A 16,111-nucleotide genomic window follows, 5' to 3' on the forward strand; every position below is an offset into this window, starting at 1 on the left:
CTCAGCTGACCGCACAGGGAAGGATCTTCACCAGCAATGACCGACGAGAACACTCCCGTCACCCCTCTCGAGGACGTGGACGCGGCCGCGATGCGCGTCGAGCCCGTCGGGCTCGAGACGGAGATGCAGCGCTCGTACCTCGACTACGCGATGTCCGTCATCGTCTCGCGTGCGCTGCCCGACGTCCGTGACGGCCTCAAGCCCGTCCACCGCCGCGTGCTGTACGCCATGTACGACGGCGGCTACCGCCCCGAGCGCGGCTTCTACAAGTGCGCGCGCGTCGTCGGCGACGTCATGGGCAACTACCACCCGCACGGCGACTCCTCGATCTACGACGCGCTGGTCCGTCTGGCGCAGCCGTGGTCGATGCGGATGCCGCTGGTGGACTCCAACGGCAACTTCGGCTCCCCGGGCAACGACCCGGCGGCGGCGATGCGCTACACCGAGTGCAAGATGGCGCCGCTGTCGATGGAGATGGTCCGCGACATCGACGAGGAGACCGTCGACTTCACGGACAACTACGACGGCCGCTCCCAGGAGCCGACGGTCCTTCCGGCCCGCTTCCCGAACCTGCTGATCAACGGCTCGGCCGGTATCGCGGTCGGCATGGCGACCAACATCCCGCCGCACAACCTGCGCGAGGTCGCGGCCGGCGCCCAGTGGTACCTGGAGAACCCCGAGGCGTCCCACGAGGAGCTGCTCGACGCGCTGATCGACCGGATCAAGGGCCCCGACTTCCCGACCGGCGCCCTCGTGGTGGGCCGCAAAGGCATCGAGGAGGCCTACCGCACGGGCCGCGGCTCGATCACCATGCGCGCGGTGGTCGAGGTCGAGGAGATCCAGAACCGCCAGTGCCTGGTGGTCACCGAGCTGCCCTACCAGACCAACCCCGACAACCTGGCGCAGAAGATCGCCGACCTGGTGAAGGACGGCAAGATCGGCGGCATCGCCGACGTGCGCGACGAGACGTCCTCGCGCACCGGCCAGCGCCTGGTCATCGTGCTGAAGCGGGACGCGGTCGCCAAGGTCGTGCTGAACAACCTGTACAAGCACACCGACCTGCAGACCAACTTCGGCGCCAACATGCTGGCCCTGGTCGACGGTGTGCCGCGCACGCTGTCCCTGGACGCGTTCATCCGGCACTGGGTGGCGCACCAGATCGAGGTCATCGTCCGCCGTACGCGCTTCCGGCTGCGCAAGGCCGAGGAGCGGGCGCACATCCTGCGCGGCCTGCTGAAGGCCCTGGACGCCATCGACGAGGTCATCGCGCTGATCCGGCGCAGCGACACCGTCGAGATCGCGCGCGGGGGCCTGATGGACCTCCTGGAGATCGACGAGATCCAGGCGAACGCCATCCTCGAGATGCAGCTGCGCCGGCTGGCCGCCCTGGAGCGTCAGAAGATCGTCCAGGAGCACGACGAACTCCAGGCGAAGATCAGCGAGTACAACGAGATCCTCGCCTCGCCGGTCCGCCAGCGCGGCATCGTCAGCCAGGAGCTGGCCGCGATCGTCGAGAAGTTCGGCGACGACCGCAAGACGAAGCTGATCCCCTATGAGGGCGACATGTCCATCGAGGACCTGATCGCCGAGGAGGACATCGTCGTCACGGTCACGCGCGGCGGCTACATCAAGCGCACCAAGACCGACGACTACCGGGCCCAGAAGCGCGGCGGCAAGGGCGTGCGCGGCACGAAGCTCAAGGAAGACGACATCGTCAACCACTTCTTCGTGTCCACCACCCACCACTGGCTGCTGTTCTTCACCAACAAGGGCCGGGTCTACCGGGTCAAGGCCTACGAACTCCCCGACGCCGGCCGGGACGCCCGCGGGCAGCACGTGGCGAACCTGCTGGCCTTCCAGCCGGACGAGACGATCGCCCAGATCCGCGCGATCCGCGACTACGAGGCGGTGCCCTACCTGGTCCTGGCCACCAAGGCGGGCCTGGTGAAGAAGACGTCGCTGAAGGACTACGACTCCCCGCGCTCCGGCGGTGTGATCGCCATCAACCTGCGCGAGCAGGAGGACGGCACCGACGACGAGCTGATCGGAGCCGAACTCGTCTCGTCCGACGACGATCTCCTGCTGATCAGCAGGAAGGCGCAGTCGATCAGGTTCACGGCCACGGACGACACGCTGCGTCCCATGGGCCGTGCGACCTCGGGCGTCAAGGGCATGAGTTTCCGCGAAGGGGACGAACTGCTCTCGATGAATGTTGTTCGACCCGGTACGTTCGTGTTCACTGCCACAGACGGCGGGTACGCGAAGCGGACCGCGGTCGACGAGTACCGCGTCCAGGGGCGTGGCGGCCTCGGCATCAAGGCTGCCAAGATCGTCGAGGACCGCGGCTCCCTCGTCGGGGCACTGGTGGTCGAGGAGACCGACGAAATTCTCGCCATCACGCTGTCGGGTGGTGTGATTCGTACGCGAGTCAACGAGATCAGGGAAACCGGCCGTGACACCATGGGCGTCCAACTGATCAATCTGGGCAAGCGCGATGCCGTGGTCGGCATCGCTCGTAACGCCGAGGCTGGACGCGAGGCGGAGGAAGTCGACGGCGACGTGGTCGTGGACGAGACCGCCGACGGGGCCGCGCCCGCCGGTACGGACGAGGGTGAGGCGCCCTCGGCCGAGTAGCACGAGGAGTGAGTCAGCGTGAGCGGAGCCACGGGCGCCGGACCGACCGGGACCGGTAGGGGAACGGACGGCGGTGGCCGTGGCTCCGCCGCGCGGGCGACGGATCCGCACACGACCAATCTCAAAGCGATCAAGTCGCCCGCCAAGGACGCCTCCTCGTCCGGCAGGCAGGGATCCCAGGGGGGAACCGTGACGGACACCCGAGGCGGGCAGCAGGCCGCGTCCGGCCAGGGGGCCGGCGCCCAGACGGCCTCGCCGCTGCCGGGGGAACGCCAGGGGCAGCAGCAGTCGGGCCCGTACCACCCGCCGCAGGCCTACCAGGCGCAGTCCGGTACGGCGGCCGGGCGGACCGGCGCGGTCCGCCGTCCCCGCACGGGGGCGCGCACCACCCCGCGTGTGCGCAAGGCGCGCCTGCGCGTGGCGAAGGCCGACCCGTGGTCGGTGATGAAGGTCAGCTTCCTGCTCTCCATCGCGCTGGGCATCTGCACGATCGTCGCGGCGGCGGTGCTGTGGATGGTCATGGACGCCATGGGCGTGTTCTCGACGGTCGGCGGCACCATCTCCGAGGCGACCGGCTCCAACGAGTCGAACGGCTTCGACCTGCAGTCGTTCCTGTCGCTGCCCAACGTCCTGATGTTCACGACGATCATCGCGGTCATCGACGTCGTCCTGGCCACGGCGCTGGCGACCCTCGGCGCGTTCATCTACAACCTCTCCGCGGGCTTCGTGGGCGGCGTCGAGCTGACCCTCGCCGAGGACGAGTAAGCCCTCGCAGGTCCTCGCCCGGCCCGTCCGCGCGGACCGGCGACAACCGATTTTGGGACTGCCCCGGTCGTGCGCTAATCTTCAGGAGTCAGCGCGCGGGACACACACCGCAGAGCGCGGCGGGGCTATAGCTCAGTTGGTTAGAGCGCATCCCTGATAAGGATGAGGCCACAGGTTCAAATCCTGTTAGCCCCACCAGCGAAAGACCCCCAGCCGGTACCGGCTGGGGGTCTTCTGGTTATGCGGCTGACATCGGCCGATGCGCGGACCTAGGCTCTGCGGATGACCTTGGAATGGCGCAATGTGATCGTCCACTCGGCGGATCCGAAGGCCCTGGGGCAGTGGTGGGCCGAGGCCCTCGGGTGGGTCGTGGTCCACGTCTCCGACGTGGAGTTCGCGATCCAGCCGGAGCGGGACCGCCTGCCGGGGCTGGAGTTCGTCCTGCTCGACGAGCCCAGGAAGGCCAAGAGCCGGCTCCACCTCGACTTCGTGCCCGACGACCAGGACGCCGAGGTGGCCCGCCTCGAGGCTCATGGCGCGAGGCGTGTCGACATCGGTCAGGGGGACCAGCCGTGGGTCGTCATGGCGGACCCCGAGGGCAACGAGTTCTGCGTCCTCGGCCGACGGAGTCAGTGAGCACCGGCCGAAGCGTTGTGCGTGCACATCAGAAGACCCCCGGGCCGATGGCGGCCGGGGGTCTTCGTGGTGGGGCGTGCCGTGAGGCTGTACGCGAGTTCGCCAGGACTCCGGGGAGCCGGGACGGCACGGGAACGGCAGGGGCCGGGGCCTGAGGGTCAGCGCTGGAGGGGAATGCGGCCGGCTGCGGGCTCCGCGCGGCTCGACGTCGTGTCGTCGGAGCAGTCTGCGGGTTCCTGCCGGCCGGTGGACTCCGGCTGTGCGGCGGAATCCTGCTGAGCGGGGGGTTCCTGCTGGGCCGTGGGGTCCGATCCGCCGGTGGTGTCCGCTTGCGGACTGTGCCGGCAGCTGGGGGACTTCCCGTGGGCCTCGGCGTGGATGCGCTGTTTCATCGTGGGGGGCAAGGCCCTGACCAGTGACCAGGACCCGAGGGGCGTAGTCAGGGTGATCGAGCCCTGGGTGCTGTCGCTGTTGCGCGCCTCATCGGTCTGCGGTACCGCCGCGGAGGCGGTCGTGGTGATGAGTCCGAGCGCCGTGCACAGCGCCAGGAAGGCGGTGACGACGGCGTTCCACAGCTTCATGACCTTGTTCCGGGCCATGGCCCCTCACTTTCGGGTTGGGCGATTTGCGTACTTTGCTCATGATGTGTATGCGGCTCGCGAAGTGGGGGACCGACGCCCGTGGCGCGTGGATGTTCAGATGAACACCACTCGGATGGGCGCAGCAGGGCTGAAAAGTTGTCCGGACCGCCCGGTGTCGGGGGGTGGTCGGAGGGGCCGACGCAGGTCACCGATCGGTATCGGCCGGTGTGTATAGTCGGGCGGCAGAGGTCCCCTACGTCAAGGAAAGACGAGGTCGCGCGGTGAAGAAGCTTCTCCTGGTCGCACTGGCCGCCATCGGCGGGCTCCTCGTGTACCGCCAGATCCAGGCGGATCGCGCCGAGCAGGATCTGTGGACGGAGGCGACTGACTCCGTGCCCACGGGTTCGTGAGTACCGACATACGACGCTGAACAGACCCCGGCCGCACTCGCGGTCGGGGTTTTGTGTGTGGTGGGGCCTTGCCGACGGGCCACGTCCGCCGGGCAGGATGGCCGCGGTGCGACGTCCGGGCGACGACGAGGGGTGGCGCGTGAGGGCACGGCAGGGTAGGGGACGGGGGCGCGCACGCGCCGGGCGGGCGGGCGTGGTGGGGCTCGCGTCCGCGGTGCTGCTCGGGGCGGCCGCCGTACCGGGGCCGCAGGCGCTGGCCGGCGGGTTCACCGGCGCCGCCGGGTCCTTGCCCGCCGCCTCCGCCGGGTCCGGCGGCTATGCCTTCGCCGAGGACGCCCGGAGCGTCGACGGCGCCGCGAGCCCCGGGGACTCCGTGGAACTGGAGCCCGGCCGGACCTACCGGAGCACGCTTCCGGCGAGGGGCAAGGTCTACTACCGCCTCACGCTCGACGACTCCACCAACACCTACGCCTCGGCCACCGCCGCCCCTCCGGCCGGCCGTACCGCCTCCGTGGTCGACGGCATCAAGGTCGCCGTGGAGGACGACGAGGGCCGCTCCTGCGACGTGGACACGGAGAGCTTCGGCGCCGCCGGCAGCCGGCATCCCCTCGCCGGGTGGGCCATGCGGGAGATCTCCCCGAGGAGATCCCTCTGCCAGGAGGCCGCTACGTACTACCTGACCGTCGAACGCGTCGACCCGGACGGGGACGGCTCCTCCCCCGGCCCCTGGGAGATGGAACTTGCGGCGACGGCGGAGCCGCCCCTGGAGAAGGCCGGTGCGACGAGCGCCCCGACGGCGTGGGACTCCGCCCCGCCCCGGCCCGTCGATGGGGATCCGCAACGGCGCACGGGCGGCGCGGGGTTCAGCCGGGCCGCCCCCGTCGGCCACGGGGTCTGGCGGGACGACATCCGTCCCGGGCAGACGCTCTTCTACGAGGTGCCCGTCGACTGGGGCCGCCGACTGCACGCCACCGCCGAACTGGGCGGCTCGGGCGCGGGCGGCAGCGGCTATGTCGCCGCCGCGCTGGACCTGGACCTCTACAACCCCGTGCGCGGGCACGTCGTGGACGCGACCGTCGGCTACGACGGCACCCGGAAGACGGGCAGCCTCGCCGCCCTGCCGCCGGTCGCCCACGTCAACCGGCACGCCGTCAGCCGACAGGTCGCGGCGATGCGGTTCGCCGGGTCGTACTACCTCGTCGCGCATCTCTCCTCGGAGGTCGCGGACGCCTTCGGCGACGCGCCCGTGCCGCTGACGCTGCGGGTGGGGCTGAGCGGCGCGGCACAGGACGGGCCCGGATACGCGGGGGAGTCCGTGCCGGCGGACGCCTTCACGGTCGCGGGGGCAGATCGGGAGACGGCGGCCGGGGGCGGGGCGGCGGGTGACGACACCGCCTACCGGGCGCTGGCGGTGGGCGGGATCGGCGCCGGCACCGCACTGCTGGCGGGGCTCGGTGTGTGGACGCTGGCGGCCCGGCGCCGGACCGCCGCCCAGACGGCGACCGGCTCCCGGCAGGAGCCGTTCAGATCCGCGTGAGGGCCCAGAACCCCACGGCGTAGCAGGCCAGGGCCAGGAACAGGACGGGCACGGCCACCTTCGCCGACGGGCCGGGGCGGCGGGCGCGCCGGCGGTGGGTCCGCCGGGCGGTGGATCCCCGCACCGGCGGCGCCTCGCCCGGGGGCGGGAGCCGTGAGCCCTGGGCGGTGTACTCGGCCGTGGCCGCCTCGGGGTACGGGGCGGGCGGGGGGAGGGGTGAGCGCAGCGGATGCGTGGGGTCGTGCGGTGAGACGGGGGAGGAGTCCCCGGCCTGGGGGTGCGGTACGCCGTAACCGTCCTGTGCCGGCGTGGGAGGCGCGTGGTCGGGGGCGGGCGGAGCGGGGGCGGGCGAGGAGGTGACCGTGGCCCGGGGCGGCGGCAGGGGGAAGCTCCCGGTGTCCGTCATGCCCGGCGGCTGCGGGGCGGGCCCGGACGCGGTGGACCGCCGCGGATCGGCGGGTACGACGCCCCCGCCGCCCGGCGGACCCGAGCGGTCTCCGGTGCCCGCGCCCGTACCGGCGTCGTACCTGCCGGCACCGGACGGAGAGCTCCGCTCCTCCGCAGGCAGGTGCTCCTCCGGGGCCGTGCGGACCCCGCCCGGACCCAGGCCCGAAGCCCGCTTCAGCGGACCGTCCGCGGTGAACCCCGCGGGCAGCGGCCCCAGTTGGTCGAAGATCTCGATGAGTTCGTCGTCGGGGCCGGGTTCCGGCAGCAGCTCCGCGGCCGCCGCGAGCGCCTTCCGCGCCCCCGTGGCCGTACGGAACCGCGCCTGCGGGTCCGGCTGCAGCAGCGAGGCCACGACCTGCCAGAGTGGCTCGGGAACGCCCCGGGGCGCGCCGGGGGTCCCGTGGTCGGCGAAGTACTGGATGAGGGCCTTGGCGTCCGGCTTGGCGCCCTCCAGCAGATACAGCGCGACCAGGCCCACGGCGAACAGATCCGCGGGGAAGTCCGGTTCGGAGCCCATCAGTTGCTCCGGCGCCAGATAGCCCGGCGTGCCCACCACCAGGTTGGTCTCGGTCAGCCGGGGCTCGCCCAGCCGCATGGCGATGCCGAAGTCGGACAGCCGCAGCCGGGGCCTGCCCGTGCCGGTGGCCTCCAGGAGGACGTTGGCGGGCTTGATGTCGCGGTGCAGGACGTCCTCCGCGTGCACCGCGGCGAGTCCGGCCAGCAGCTGGTCGAGCAGGGTGCAGACGAAGGCCGGCGGCAGCGGACCGTAGTCGCCGACCAGGTGGACCAGCGAGCCCCCGGTGACCAGGTCCATGGTGAACAGGACCTTGTCGTCGTCCGCGGCCCAGCTGGAGGGCGCGAGCACATGGGGGTGATCGATGCGCAGCGCCTGTTCGCGCACGAAGCGGAGCAGGGAGTGGGCGTCGCTCTGCAGCAGCACCTTGGCGGCCACATAGCGGCGGCGGCGGTGGTCCCAGGCGCGCCAGACGGCGCCGACGCCCCCGCGTCCGATCGGATCGACCAGTTCGTACCGGCCGGCGAAGACCTCACCCATGACCGTGCGTCGCTCCTCCCCCTGCGGTGTCCCCCGTTCCTTCCCCCCGATGAGCGATACGCATTCCCCCCGCCCCCGTCCGTGCGCGGGTCCCCCGTTCCGCGCGCCGTCCCGGCAGCCGAACCCCCTTCGGCGCCGGGCGGGGAATCAGTTCTGGTGGGACTGGTAGTGCGTGACCGCGTCGGAGGTGCGACCGGCGCCGTAGACCCGGAGGAACTCCGCCAGTTCGGGATGGGTCGGCGCCAGGGTGTCGGCGGCGTCGATGATGTCGCCGGCGGCGGCCACCGAACGCAGCAGGGACTGGATCTCGCGGACCACCCGCTTGACCGTGGGCGCCCCCGAACCGCTGGTCGTCTGCGTGGTGTTGCTGAGCACCGAGCCCCCCTGTGACTTCTTGATCTCCTCCATGCGCTCGGTCGCCTCGGCCGCGCTCACACTGCCGTCCGCGACCTGCCCCGACAGGTCCTGCAGCAGCTGCACCCGCTGCACCACCGCGGGATTGCCGATCTTCGCCCGCTGGCCGCTCATCAGCTGCGAGAGCATCGGTGCGGACAGTCCCAGAACCCCCGCGAGACGGGCCTGGTTGAGGCCCAGGTCGTCTATGAGCCTACGGAAGAGCGCCCCCAGCGGCTCCCCGTACCAGTTCCGCTGCAGTTCCCGCGCCCTCGCGGTTGCTTCCTGCTGTGCGGCGTCCATTGCGTCTCCCCATCGCTTCCCCAGAACCATGGTTCGCTGTAGCGAACCACGTCCGAGCATCTTACGGAGAGTGTTTGGTCACGGGGACCCCCAATCTTTTTGCGGATACCCCGGGGGGACCCGGTACTCTGGTTGCGGGCGGCCACCACGACGCGGTTCTCGCAGGTGGACGCTTTTTCAAGGGGCCTTAGCTCAGTTGGTAGAGCGCTGTCTTTGCATGGCAGATGTCAGGGGTTCGACTCCCCTAGGCTCCACAACCGGACCCCTCCCACCTGCGGAAACGCGGGCGGAAGGGGTCCTTTGTTTCACGTGAAACGGCGCGGTGGGGCAGCGGACACTCAAGTCCGCTGCCCCACCGCGCCGTTGACGTCGTCGCGCGTCAGGACTGGTCGTCGCGGCGGGCCGCCTTCTCCTCGGCCTCCTTGGCCTCGACCTCGGGGTCGAGAGCGGCCCCCTCGCTGCCGTCCACCGACGTCAGCTTCGTCGCCCCGGACACGTCCGTCGCGGCCGGCGGCTCCACCAGCCAGTCCGGGTTGGCCTGCTTGTCCCACCACTTCCAGGCCGCGAAGGCGCCGCCTGCCACAGCGCTCAGGATCAGCGCCGTCTTCGCGGCGCGGCCGGCCTTCGCCCGCCGCCGCTGCTTGCGGGCGAGCTTCTCGATCTGCTGTGCCGACACCTGGCTGCGCAGCGCCGCCAGCGCGGCCGCACCACGGGCCGCGGCCTGCTCCTTCGCGGGACCTGCGACGGCCACCGCCTGCTCGATCCTCGGGCGGGAGTAGTCCGCCGCCTGCCGGGCGGCCTTGCGGGTGCGGTCGGCGGCCTGCTGGGCGGCCAGGTCGACCTTGGGCGGCACACGCGTCCGGGCCTGTTCCATGAACGGCTGCACATGGGCGCCGTACTGGACGCGGGCCTGGCCTGCGGCCTGCGTCACCACGGGCGCGAGCCGTACGCGGGCCTCCTGCGCGTAGTGCGCGGCCCTGACCTTGGCCGTGTCGGCGTAGGGCGCCACCGCTTCCGCGGCGTGCAGCACGCTGTCCTTCGCCGAACCGGTCGCGGTGCGCACGCTGTCGATGCGGGTCACGGGTTCCTCCTCCTCGGTGGCGTACGGTATTTCGACTTTCCACCCTTTTACGGATCATGCATGTCGGGCCGCCTCGCGGCATGCGCGGACGGGCATCCGGGTGCCGACGGCGGTGATCGAATGCGGTGTCGGGTGCGATAGCGGATGAAAACGGGCAACGAAAGCTTGTCGTCGACAATGCCACGGATCGCCGCACCACGCCCCCGCCACGGGGCCACTCCCCCCGTTTTCCGCAAGCGGAACGGCCCGGTCGCCCCTCTGTGAACGGAGGCCGCACGACTGGGCGCCCCGTCCGTGCGAGGATCAGGGAGTCACGGAAAGACAACGGAAGGCACATCGTGGCTGAGCAGCTCAACGCCACCCTGAAGACCAACCACGGCGACATCCAGGTCCGGCTCTTCGCGAACCAGGCGCCGATCACGGTCAAGAACTTCGTCGAGCTCGCCAAGGGCGAGCGGGAGTGGACCAATCCCCAGACCGGTGAGAAGTCCACGGACAAGCTCTACGACGGCACGGTCTTCCACCGGGTGATCAGCGGTTTCATGATCCAGGGCGGTGACCCGCTGGGCAACGGCACCGGGGGTCCCGGCTACCAGTTCGAGGACGAGTTCCACCCGGACCTGCGCTTCGACAAGCCCTACCTGCTGGCGATGGCCAACGCGGGCCCGGGCACCAACGGCTCGCAGTTCTTCATCACCGTCGCCCCGACGGCATGGCTGAACCGCAAGCACACCATCTTCGGTGAGGTCGCCGACCCCGCCAGCCAGAAGGTCATCGACACCATCGCGGCCGCGCAGACCAACCCGCGCACCGACCGCCCGGTGAACGACGTCGTGATCGAGTCGGTCGAGATCCACGAGGGCTGAGCACCTCGTCCCCCGGAGCGCGAAAGCCCTCGAAGGGAACCAATCGCCCCGCCCATCCGTAAGGATGGGCGGGGCGGGGCTTTTCCACACGAGCTAGGGGATCCCATGGACGACCAGGCCGCCGGCAGCCCGCAGGACGCCCGGCGCGTCCCTGTCTGCTATCGCCACCCGGAGCGCGAGACCGGCATCCGCTGCACCCGGTGCGAGCGGCCGATCTGCCCCGAGTGCATGGTCGACGCCTCGGTCGGATTCCAGTGCCCGGAGTGCGTCCGCGAAGGACGGGGCACCGGGCACGCGCCCGCCGCCTCCGTGCCCCGCACGATCGCCGGCGGCGCCGTCGCCGCCGACCCCCGGCTGGTCACCAAGATCCTCCTCGGCATCAACCTCGCGGTGTTCCTCGCCGTACAGGTCCGGCCGTCGCTGGTGCGCGACCTGTATCTCATCGGGGCCTGGCCGCCGGCGCCCTTCCTGCCGACCCAGGGGGTGGCCGAGGGCGAGTGGTACCGCCTGTTCACCTCGATGTTCACGCACCAGGAGATCTGGCACATCGCCTTCAACATGCTCAGCCTGTGGTGGCTGGGCGGACCGCTGGAGCAGGCCCTCGGCCGCGCCCGTTATCTCACGCTCTATCTGATCTCGGGCCTGGCGGGCGGCGCGCTGACCTATCTGCTGGCCTCGGGCACCACGGCCTCGCTCGGCGCGTCCGGCGCCATCTTCGGACTCTTCGGCGCGACCGCCGTGCTGATGCGCCGGCTCAAGTACGACATGCGCCCGGTCATCGCCCTGCTGGTGATCAACCTGATCTTCACCTTCGGCTGGAGCAACATCGCCTGGCAGGCCCACATCGGGGGACTCGTCGCCGGTGTCGTGATCGGGTACGCCATGGTGCACGCCCCGCGTGAGCGGCGGGCCCTGGTGCAGTACGGCACCTGTGCGCTGGTGCTGGTCGCGGTCGCCGTGATGGCCCTGTTGAGGACCGCGCAGCTCACCTGAGCCGCAGTTGTCCACAGCCAGTGGCGGATCTTGTGCACACGGTGCGGGAACATCTGTGCCCTGGCTGACCGGGCGGTGTTCGTGCAGGTCAACCGCAGTGCGAACAGATTTTCGGTTGCCGGTGCTTCTGTCACACCGGCGTCAACCCCGGAAGGGTTATCCACAGATCGTCTTTGTTTTCCCCATGTGGACAAGTCCTGTGGATAACTCAGAGGACAACTCTGCCCAGAGCTGTGGGACAGCTCCGGGCAGAGTGTTGCTCACCGTGCGGCGGGCGCTACTTCCACTGGGTGGAGACGCCGAATCCGGCGGCGATGAAGCCGAAGCCCACCACGATGTTCCAGTTGCCCAGGGCGTCGATGGGCAGCGAGCCGTCGGTGACGTAGAAGACGACGATCCAGGCCAGGCCGATGAGGAACAGCGCCAGCATCACCGGCGCGACCCAGGCGCGGTTGGTCAGCTTGATCGCCGCCGCCTGCTTCGACGGCGGCGGCGTGTAGTCGGCCTTCTTGCGGATACGTGACTTCGGCACGAGGGTCTCTCCTGTCGATGCGCTGCGTGGCCGCGCAGGGAACTGGGTCGGGCTCGGAGCAGCGTACAAGGGGACTCTGAGCTCTCCCCCGGGCGTCCGTTAGCGTAGTGCTTCCGCGGCGCCGAAGGAGATAAGGGTACGTTGAGCAATTCTGCCGACTTCCCCGGGAAGGAATCCAGTCCTGCCCGCCGGCGCCGTCTGCGGCCCGTGCGGGTGCTCACCGCGGGTGTCTTTGCCCTCGCCGGCCTGATCTTCTTCACCAGCTTCGACACGGCCAGGGGCACCGACATCCGCACGGACGCCTCGCTGCTGAAGCTCTCCGACCTGATCCACGAGCGCAGCCGCAAGAACGGCGAGCTGGAGGAGTCCAACGGCGCGTTGCGCGACGACGTGGAGTCCCTGGCCGAGCGCGACGACGGCAGGACCCGGGCGGAGGACGACAAGCTCGCCGGCCTGGAGAAGCGCGCCGGCACACAGGAGCTGAAGGGCGAGGGACTCACCGTCACGCTCAACGACGCCCCGCCGGACGCCACCGCCAAGCTCCCCGGCTATCCCGAACCGCAGCCCGACTACCTGGTCATCCACCAGCAGGACCTGCAGGCCGTGGTGAACGCGATGTGGCAGGGCGGCGCCGAGGGCATCAAGGTCATGGACCAGCGGCTGATCTCCACCAGCGCCGTGCGCTGCGTGGGCAACACCCTGATCCTCCAGGGCCGGGTCTACTCGCCGCCGTACAAGATCACCGCGGTCGGGGATCCCGAGAAGCTGAGGAAGGCGCTCACGGCCTCGCCGGCGATCCAGAACTACATGGTGTACGTCAACGTCTACGGGCTCGGCTGGCAGGTCGAGCAGCCCGGGACGGTGACCCTGCCCGGCTACACGGGAACGGTGGACCTGCACTACGCGGAGCCCGTGGAGTAGCGGCCGTGCTCGACGGACGCCCCCGTCGTTGTTTCACGTGGAACACCCCGTGGGATCGAGGCGATCGGTCCCGCGCCGCGTACATATGAGCACACGCGGCCGGGCCGGGACGGACCTCACGGAGCCCGCGGAGGCCGGGAAACCGGAGGCGTCACGCCGTTAGTCTGTTGGCGTACGGCGTGGGTCTGGTGCCGTGGTACGACGGGAAGGGACGGCATGTACAGCTGGATCTGGCGGCATCTGCCGGGCAACGGATGGGTGCGCGCACTGCTCTCACTGGTGCTGATCACCGCCGTGGTCTACGTCCTCTTCCAGTACGTCTTCCCGTGGGCCGAGCCGCTGCTGCCCTTCAACGATGTGACGGTGGACAACCAGTGAGCGCGCGCATTCTCGTCGTCGACAACTACGACAGCTTCGTCTTCAACCTGGTCCAGTACCTGTACCAGCTGGGCGCCGAGTGCGAGGTGCTGCGCAACGACGAGGTGTCGACCGCGCATGCACAGGACGGTTTCGACGGCGTGCTGCTGTCGCCGGGCCCCGGCACTCCCGAGGAGGCCGGTGTCTGCGTGGACATGGTGCGGCACTGCGCGTCGACCGGGGTGCCGGTCTTCGGCGTCTGCCTCGGCATGCAGTCGATGCAGGTGGCGTACGGCGGTGTGGTGGGCCGGGCGCCCGAGCTGCTGCACGGCAAGACCTCGCCGGTGGAGCACGGGGGCAGGGGCGTCTTCGCGGGCCTGCCCTCCCCGTTCACGGCGACCCGCTATCACTCCCTGGCCGCCGACCCCGCCACGGTCCCGGCCCAGCTGGAGGTCACGGCCAGGACGCCTGACGGCATGGTGATGGGTCTGAGGCACCGTGAACTCCCGGTGGAGGGTGTGCAGTTCCATCCCGAGTCGGTACTGACCGAGCACGGGCACCGGATGCTGGCCAACTGGCTGGTGGAGTGCGGCGACGAGGACGCGGTGACGAGGTCGGCGGGGCTCGCCCCGGTGGTGGGCAGGTCCTCGGCGTGACCGCGCTGCGCCCCGAGCGCGAGTCCGGCGCGGACGCCTACGGCGGCGCCGGCGGACAGGGCACCTCGTACGGCGGGCAGCCGCACGGGGCGCCGGGTGCGTACGGGGACGGCTGGTACGACACCACGGCGCCCGGACCCCACGGGGGTTCCTCCGACACGACGGCGTATCTGCCGCCGGTCGACGAGGAGACGGTGGCGCTGCGGATCCCCGAGCCGCCGGAGCGGACGGCGCGGGAGGAGCCCGCTCCCGCGGCTCCGGGTGGCCGGGCGGCCCGCAGGAAGGCCGCCAAGAAGCGTCAAGGGCGCCGTGGAGGCTCTCACAAGGCCGCGGAGGCCCCGAGGGACTCCCGGGGGCCTGACGGAGGCTCTGAGGGGGCCTCACGGGCGCCGCTGTCCCGGGTGGAGGCACGGCGGCGGGCGCGGGCCAGCAAGGCGAGTCCCGCGGTCCTCGCGAGCCGGGCGATCGGCGAGGTGTTCATCACCTGCGGTGTGCTGATGCTGCTGTTCGTCACCTACCAGCTGTGGTGGACGAACGTGCGGGCGCACGCACAGGCCGGCAAGGAGGTCAGCGACCTCCAGAGCGACTGGGCGAACGGCGCGGGCAAGCCGGGGGCGTTCGAGCCGGGGCAGGGCTTCGCGCTGCTGCACATCCCCAAGCTGGACGTGGTGGTGCCGATCGCGGAGGGCATCAGCAGCAAGAAGGTGCTCGACCGGGGCATGGTGGGCCACTACGCGGAGGGCGCGCTCAAGACGGCGATGCCGGACGCGAAGGCGGGGAACTTCGGGCTCGCGGGGCACCGCAACACCCATGGCGAGCCGTTCCGTTACATCAACCGGCTGGAGCCCGGCGACCCGATCGTCGTGGAGACCCAGGACCAGTACTTCGTCTACAAGATGGCGTCGGTGCTCCCGGTGACGCCGCCCAGCAACGTGAGCGTCCTCGAACCGGTGCCCAAGGGCTCGGGGTTCACCGGGCCCGGCCGCTACATCACGCTGACCACCTGCACCCCGGAGTTCACCAGCAAGTACCGCTTGATCGTCTGGGGCAGGATGGTCGAGGAACGGCCGCGCAGCAAGGGCAAGCCGGATGCGCTCGTCAGTTAAGGGCAGTGGAAACGTGGCAGCGACCGCCGACGGCACCGAACAGCACACCGACGCGCCCGCGTCGCCGCCGCCACCGGGACGCCGCCGTCCCGGGCCGGTGGCGACGGTGGTCGGCTTCTTCGGGGAACTCCTCATCACCGTGGGCCTGGTGCTCGGCCTGTTCGTCGTCTACTCGCTGTGGTGGACGAACGTCGTCGCCGACCGGGCGGCGGACAAGCAGGCGGACAAGGTCCGCGACAACTGGGCCCAGGGGCCGGACGGCGGCGGCCCGGTGTCCTTCGACAGCAAGAACGGCATCGGCTTCCTGCACGTGCCCGCGATGAGCGGTGACGAGATCCTCGTCGAGAAGGGCACGTCGATGAAGGTGCTCAACGACGGCGTCGCCGGCTACTACACCGACCCCGTGAAGGCGACCCTGCCCACCTCCGGCAAGAAGGGCAACTTCTCGCTCGCCGCCCACCGGGACGGGCACGGCGCGAAGTTCCACGGCATCCACAAGCTCGCGAAGGGCGATCCGATCGTCTTCGAGACGAAGGACACCTGGTACGTCTACAAGGTCTACGGCATCCTCCCCGAGACCTCGAAGTACAACGTCGACGTGCTCGGGAAGATCCCCAAGGAGTCCGGCAGGAAGAAGGCCGGCCACTACATCACCCTGACGACCTGCACCCCGGTGTACACCAGTAAGTACCGCTACATCGTCTGGGGCGAGCTGGTCCGCACGGAGAAGGTCGACGAGGAGCGGACCCCGCCGGCGGAACTGGGCTGACGGGACGGTCGCTGACGGGACGGCCCGCGAAGGCGTAAGGCAGGAGCCCCGGCCCCCTCCGGAGAGGGTG

The 16,111-nt window shown here is 70.4% G+C and carries 16 protein-coding genes, 2 tRNA genes and 1 pseudogene; 14 read left to right on the top strand and 5 right to left on the bottom strand.

Annotation, left to right across the window (positions count from 1 at the left end; genetic code table 11):
- The first annotated feature begins 36 nt into the window (after positions 1 to 36).
- The 4 genes from gyrA (at position 37) to CNQ36_RS17600 (ending at position 4,035) form a co-directional block, all read left to right on the top strand.
- Positions 37 to 2,634 carry a DNA gyrase subunit A gene (gene gyrA / locus CNQ36_RS17585; RefSeq protein WP_004929173.1) on the top strand — a complete coding sequence of 866 codons (2,598 nt, stop codon included), beginning with the start codon at positions 37 to 39 and terminating at the stop codon, positions 2,632 to 2,634.
- A gap of 18 nt (positions 2,635 to 2,652) precedes the next feature.
- Positions 2,653 to 3,399 carry a DUF3566 domain-containing protein gene (locus CNQ36_RS17590; protein ID WP_040906699.1) on the top strand — a complete coding sequence of 249 codons (747 nt, stop codon included), beginning with the start codon at positions 2,653 to 2,655 and terminating at the stop codon, positions 3,397 to 3,399.
- A 121-nt stretch (positions 3,400 to 3,520) separates the two neighbouring features.
- Positions 3,521 to 3,597, top strand: a tRNA-Ile gene (locus CNQ36_RS17595).
- 84 nt (positions 3,598 to 3,681) lie between these two features.
- On the top strand, positions 3,682 to 4,035 hold the full coding sequence (locus tag CNQ36_RS17600; RefSeq protein WP_121546709.1) for a VOC family protein: 354 nt from the start codon (positions 3,682 to 3,684) through the stop codon (positions 4,033 to 4,035).
- Between the two features lie 158 nt (positions 4,036 to 4,193).
- On the opposite strand, the gene CNQ36_RS17605 is transcribed toward CNQ36_RS17600, so the two are convergent.
- Positions 4,194 to 4,634, bottom strand: coding sequence for a DUF6344 domain-containing protein (locus tag CNQ36_RS17605; protein ID WP_121546710.1), 441 nt, complete (start codon positions 4,632 to 4,634; stop codon positions 4,194 to 4,196).
- Positions 4,635 to 4,897: 263 nt separating this feature from the next.
- On the opposite strand from CNQ36_RS17605, the gene CNQ36_RS35280 reads away from it, so the two are divergent.
- On the top strand, positions 4,898 to 5,026 hold the full coding sequence (locus CNQ36_RS35280; protein ID WP_003999697.1) for a DLW-39 family protein: 129 nt from the start codon (positions 4,898 to 4,900) through the stop codon (positions 5,024 to 5,026).
- A gap of 139 nt (positions 5,027 to 5,165) precedes the next feature.
- Entirely contained in the window at positions 5,166 to 6,563 is a 1,398-nt protein-coding gene (locus tag CNQ36_RS17615; protein WP_121548496.1) for a hypothetical protein, read from the top strand.
- Here CNQ36_RS17615 and CNQ36_RS17620 read toward each other — a convergent pair.
- Together CNQ36_RS17620 and CNQ36_RS17625 are read right to left on the bottom strand one after the other, a co-directional pair.
- Positions 6,550 to 8,064: a protein kinase domain-containing protein gene (locus CNQ36_RS17620; RefSeq protein ID WP_121546711.1), complete on the bottom strand. Its 1,515-nt coding sequence runs from the start codon at positions 8,062 to 8,064 to the stop codon at positions 6,550 to 6,552. The genes CNQ36_RS17615 and CNQ36_RS17620 overlap by 14 nt on opposite strands.
- Positions 8,065 to 8,211: 147 nt before the next feature.
- Complete coding sequence (locus tag CNQ36_RS17625; RefSeq protein WP_004929152.1) at positions 8,212 to 8,760, bottom strand: helix-turn-helix domain-containing protein; 549 nt, start codon at positions 8,758 to 8,760, stop codon at positions 8,212 to 8,214.
- 181 nt (positions 8,761 to 8,941) lie between these two features.
- Here CNQ36_RS17625 and CNQ36_RS17630 point away from each other — a divergent pair.
- Positions 8,942 to 9,014 (top strand) — tRNA-Ala (locus tag CNQ36_RS17630).
- 125 nt (positions 9,015 to 9,139) lie between these two features.
- On the opposite strand, the gene CNQ36_RS17635 is transcribed toward CNQ36_RS17630, so the two are convergent.
- Positions 9,140 to 9,841 (bottom strand): DUF5324 family protein, encoded by a 702-nt coding sequence (locus CNQ36_RS17635; protein WP_121546712.1) that lies wholly within the window; start codon positions 9,839 to 9,841, stop codon positions 9,140 to 9,142.
- A 338-nt stretch (positions 9,842 to 10,179) separates the two neighbouring features.
- Between CNQ36_RS17635 and CNQ36_RS17640 the strand changes: the two genes are divergently transcribed.
- Entirely contained in the window at positions 10,180 to 10,707 is a 528-nt protein-coding gene (locus tag CNQ36_RS17640) for a peptidylprolyl isomerase (protein ID WP_121546713.1), read from the top strand.
- Between the two features lie 105 nt (positions 10,708 to 10,812).
- Positions 10,813 to 11,700 carry a rhomboid family intramembrane serine protease gene (locus tag CNQ36_RS17645; protein ID WP_121546714.1) on the top strand — a complete coding sequence of 296 codons (888 nt, stop codon included), beginning with the start codon at positions 10,813 to 10,815 and terminating at the stop codon, positions 11,698 to 11,700.
- A 277-nt stretch (positions 11,701 to 11,977) separates the two neighbouring features.
- Here CNQ36_RS17645 and crgA read toward each other — a convergent pair whose 3' ends face one another.
- Positions 11,978 to 12,232, bottom strand: a complete 255-nt coding sequence (gene crgA, locus CNQ36_RS17650) for a cell division protein CrgA (protein WP_004929143.1) — start codon at positions 12,230 to 12,232, stop codon at positions 11,978 to 11,980.
- A 141-nt stretch (positions 12,233 to 12,373) separates the two neighbouring features.
- On the opposite strand from crgA, the gene CNQ36_RS17655 reads away from it, so the two are divergent.
- The 5 genes and pseudogenes from CNQ36_RS17655 (at position 12,374) to CNQ36_RS17675 (ending at position 16,041) form a co-directional block, all read left to right on the top strand.
- Positions 12,374 to 13,153: a DUF881 domain-containing protein gene (locus CNQ36_RS17655; RefSeq protein WP_004929139.1), complete on the top strand. Its 780-nt coding sequence runs from the start codon at positions 12,374 to 12,376 to the stop codon at positions 13,151 to 13,153.
- Between the two features lie 167 nt (positions 13,154 to 13,320).
- Positions 13,321 to 13,531: pseudogene (locus tag CNQ36_RS17660) on the top strand (hypothetical protein).
- Complete coding sequence (locus CNQ36_RS17665) at positions 13,528 to 14,166, top strand: aminodeoxychorismate/anthranilate synthase component II (protein ID WP_004929132.1); 639 nt, start codon at positions 13,528 to 13,530, stop codon at positions 14,164 to 14,166. Before CNQ36_RS17660 ends, CNQ36_RS17665 begins: the two are co-directional and overlap by 4 nt.
- Complete coding sequence (locus CNQ36_RS17670; RefSeq protein WP_121546715.1) at positions 14,163 to 15,272, top strand: class E sortase; 1,110 nt, start codon at positions 14,163 to 14,165, stop codon at positions 15,270 to 15,272. Before CNQ36_RS17665 ends, CNQ36_RS17670 begins: the two co-directional genes overlap by 4 nt.
- A 13-nt stretch (positions 15,273 to 15,285) precedes the next feature.
- The gene (locus CNQ36_RS17675) at positions 15,286 to 16,041 is read left to right on the top strand and encodes a class E sortase (RefSeq protein WP_004929125.1); all 756 of its coding nucleotides are present in this window, start codon (positions 15,286 to 15,288) and stop codon (positions 16,039 to 16,041) included.
- Positions 16,042 to 16,111 lie beyond the last annotated feature (70 nt).

It is taken from the genome of Streptomyces fungicidicus (assembly GCF_003665435.1).
Lineage (GTDB): Bacteria > Actinomycetota > Actinomycetes > Streptomycetales > Streptomycetaceae > Streptomyces > Streptomyces fungicidicus.

Excerpts from the sequence above, each read along its gene's own strand:
- CNQ36_RS17600 (WP_121546709.1), top strand. The coding sequence starts at position 3,682 with ATGACCTTGGAATGGCGCAATGTGATCGTCCACTCGGCGGATCCGAAG.
- CNQ36_RS17645 (WP_121546714.1), top strand. The coding sequence starts at position 10,813 with ATGGACGACCAGGCCGCCGGCAGCCCGCAGGACGCCCGGCGCGTCCCT.
- CNQ36_RS17605 (WP_121546710.1), bottom strand. The coding sequence starts at position 4,634 with ATGGCCCGGAACAAGGTCATGAAGCTGTGGAACGCCGTCGTCACCGCC.
- CNQ36_RS17625 (WP_004929152.1), bottom strand. The coding sequence starts at position 8,760 with ATGGACGCCGCACAGCAGGAAGCAACCGCGAGGGCGCGGGAACTGCAG.
- gyrA (WP_004929173.1), top strand. The coding sequence starts at position 37 with ATGACCGACGAGAACACTCCCGTCACCCCTCTCGAGGACGTGGACGCG.
- CNQ36_RS17620 (WP_121546711.1), bottom strand. The coding sequence starts at position 8,064 with ATGGGTGAGGTCTTCGCCGGCCGGTACGAACTGGTCGATCCGATCGGA.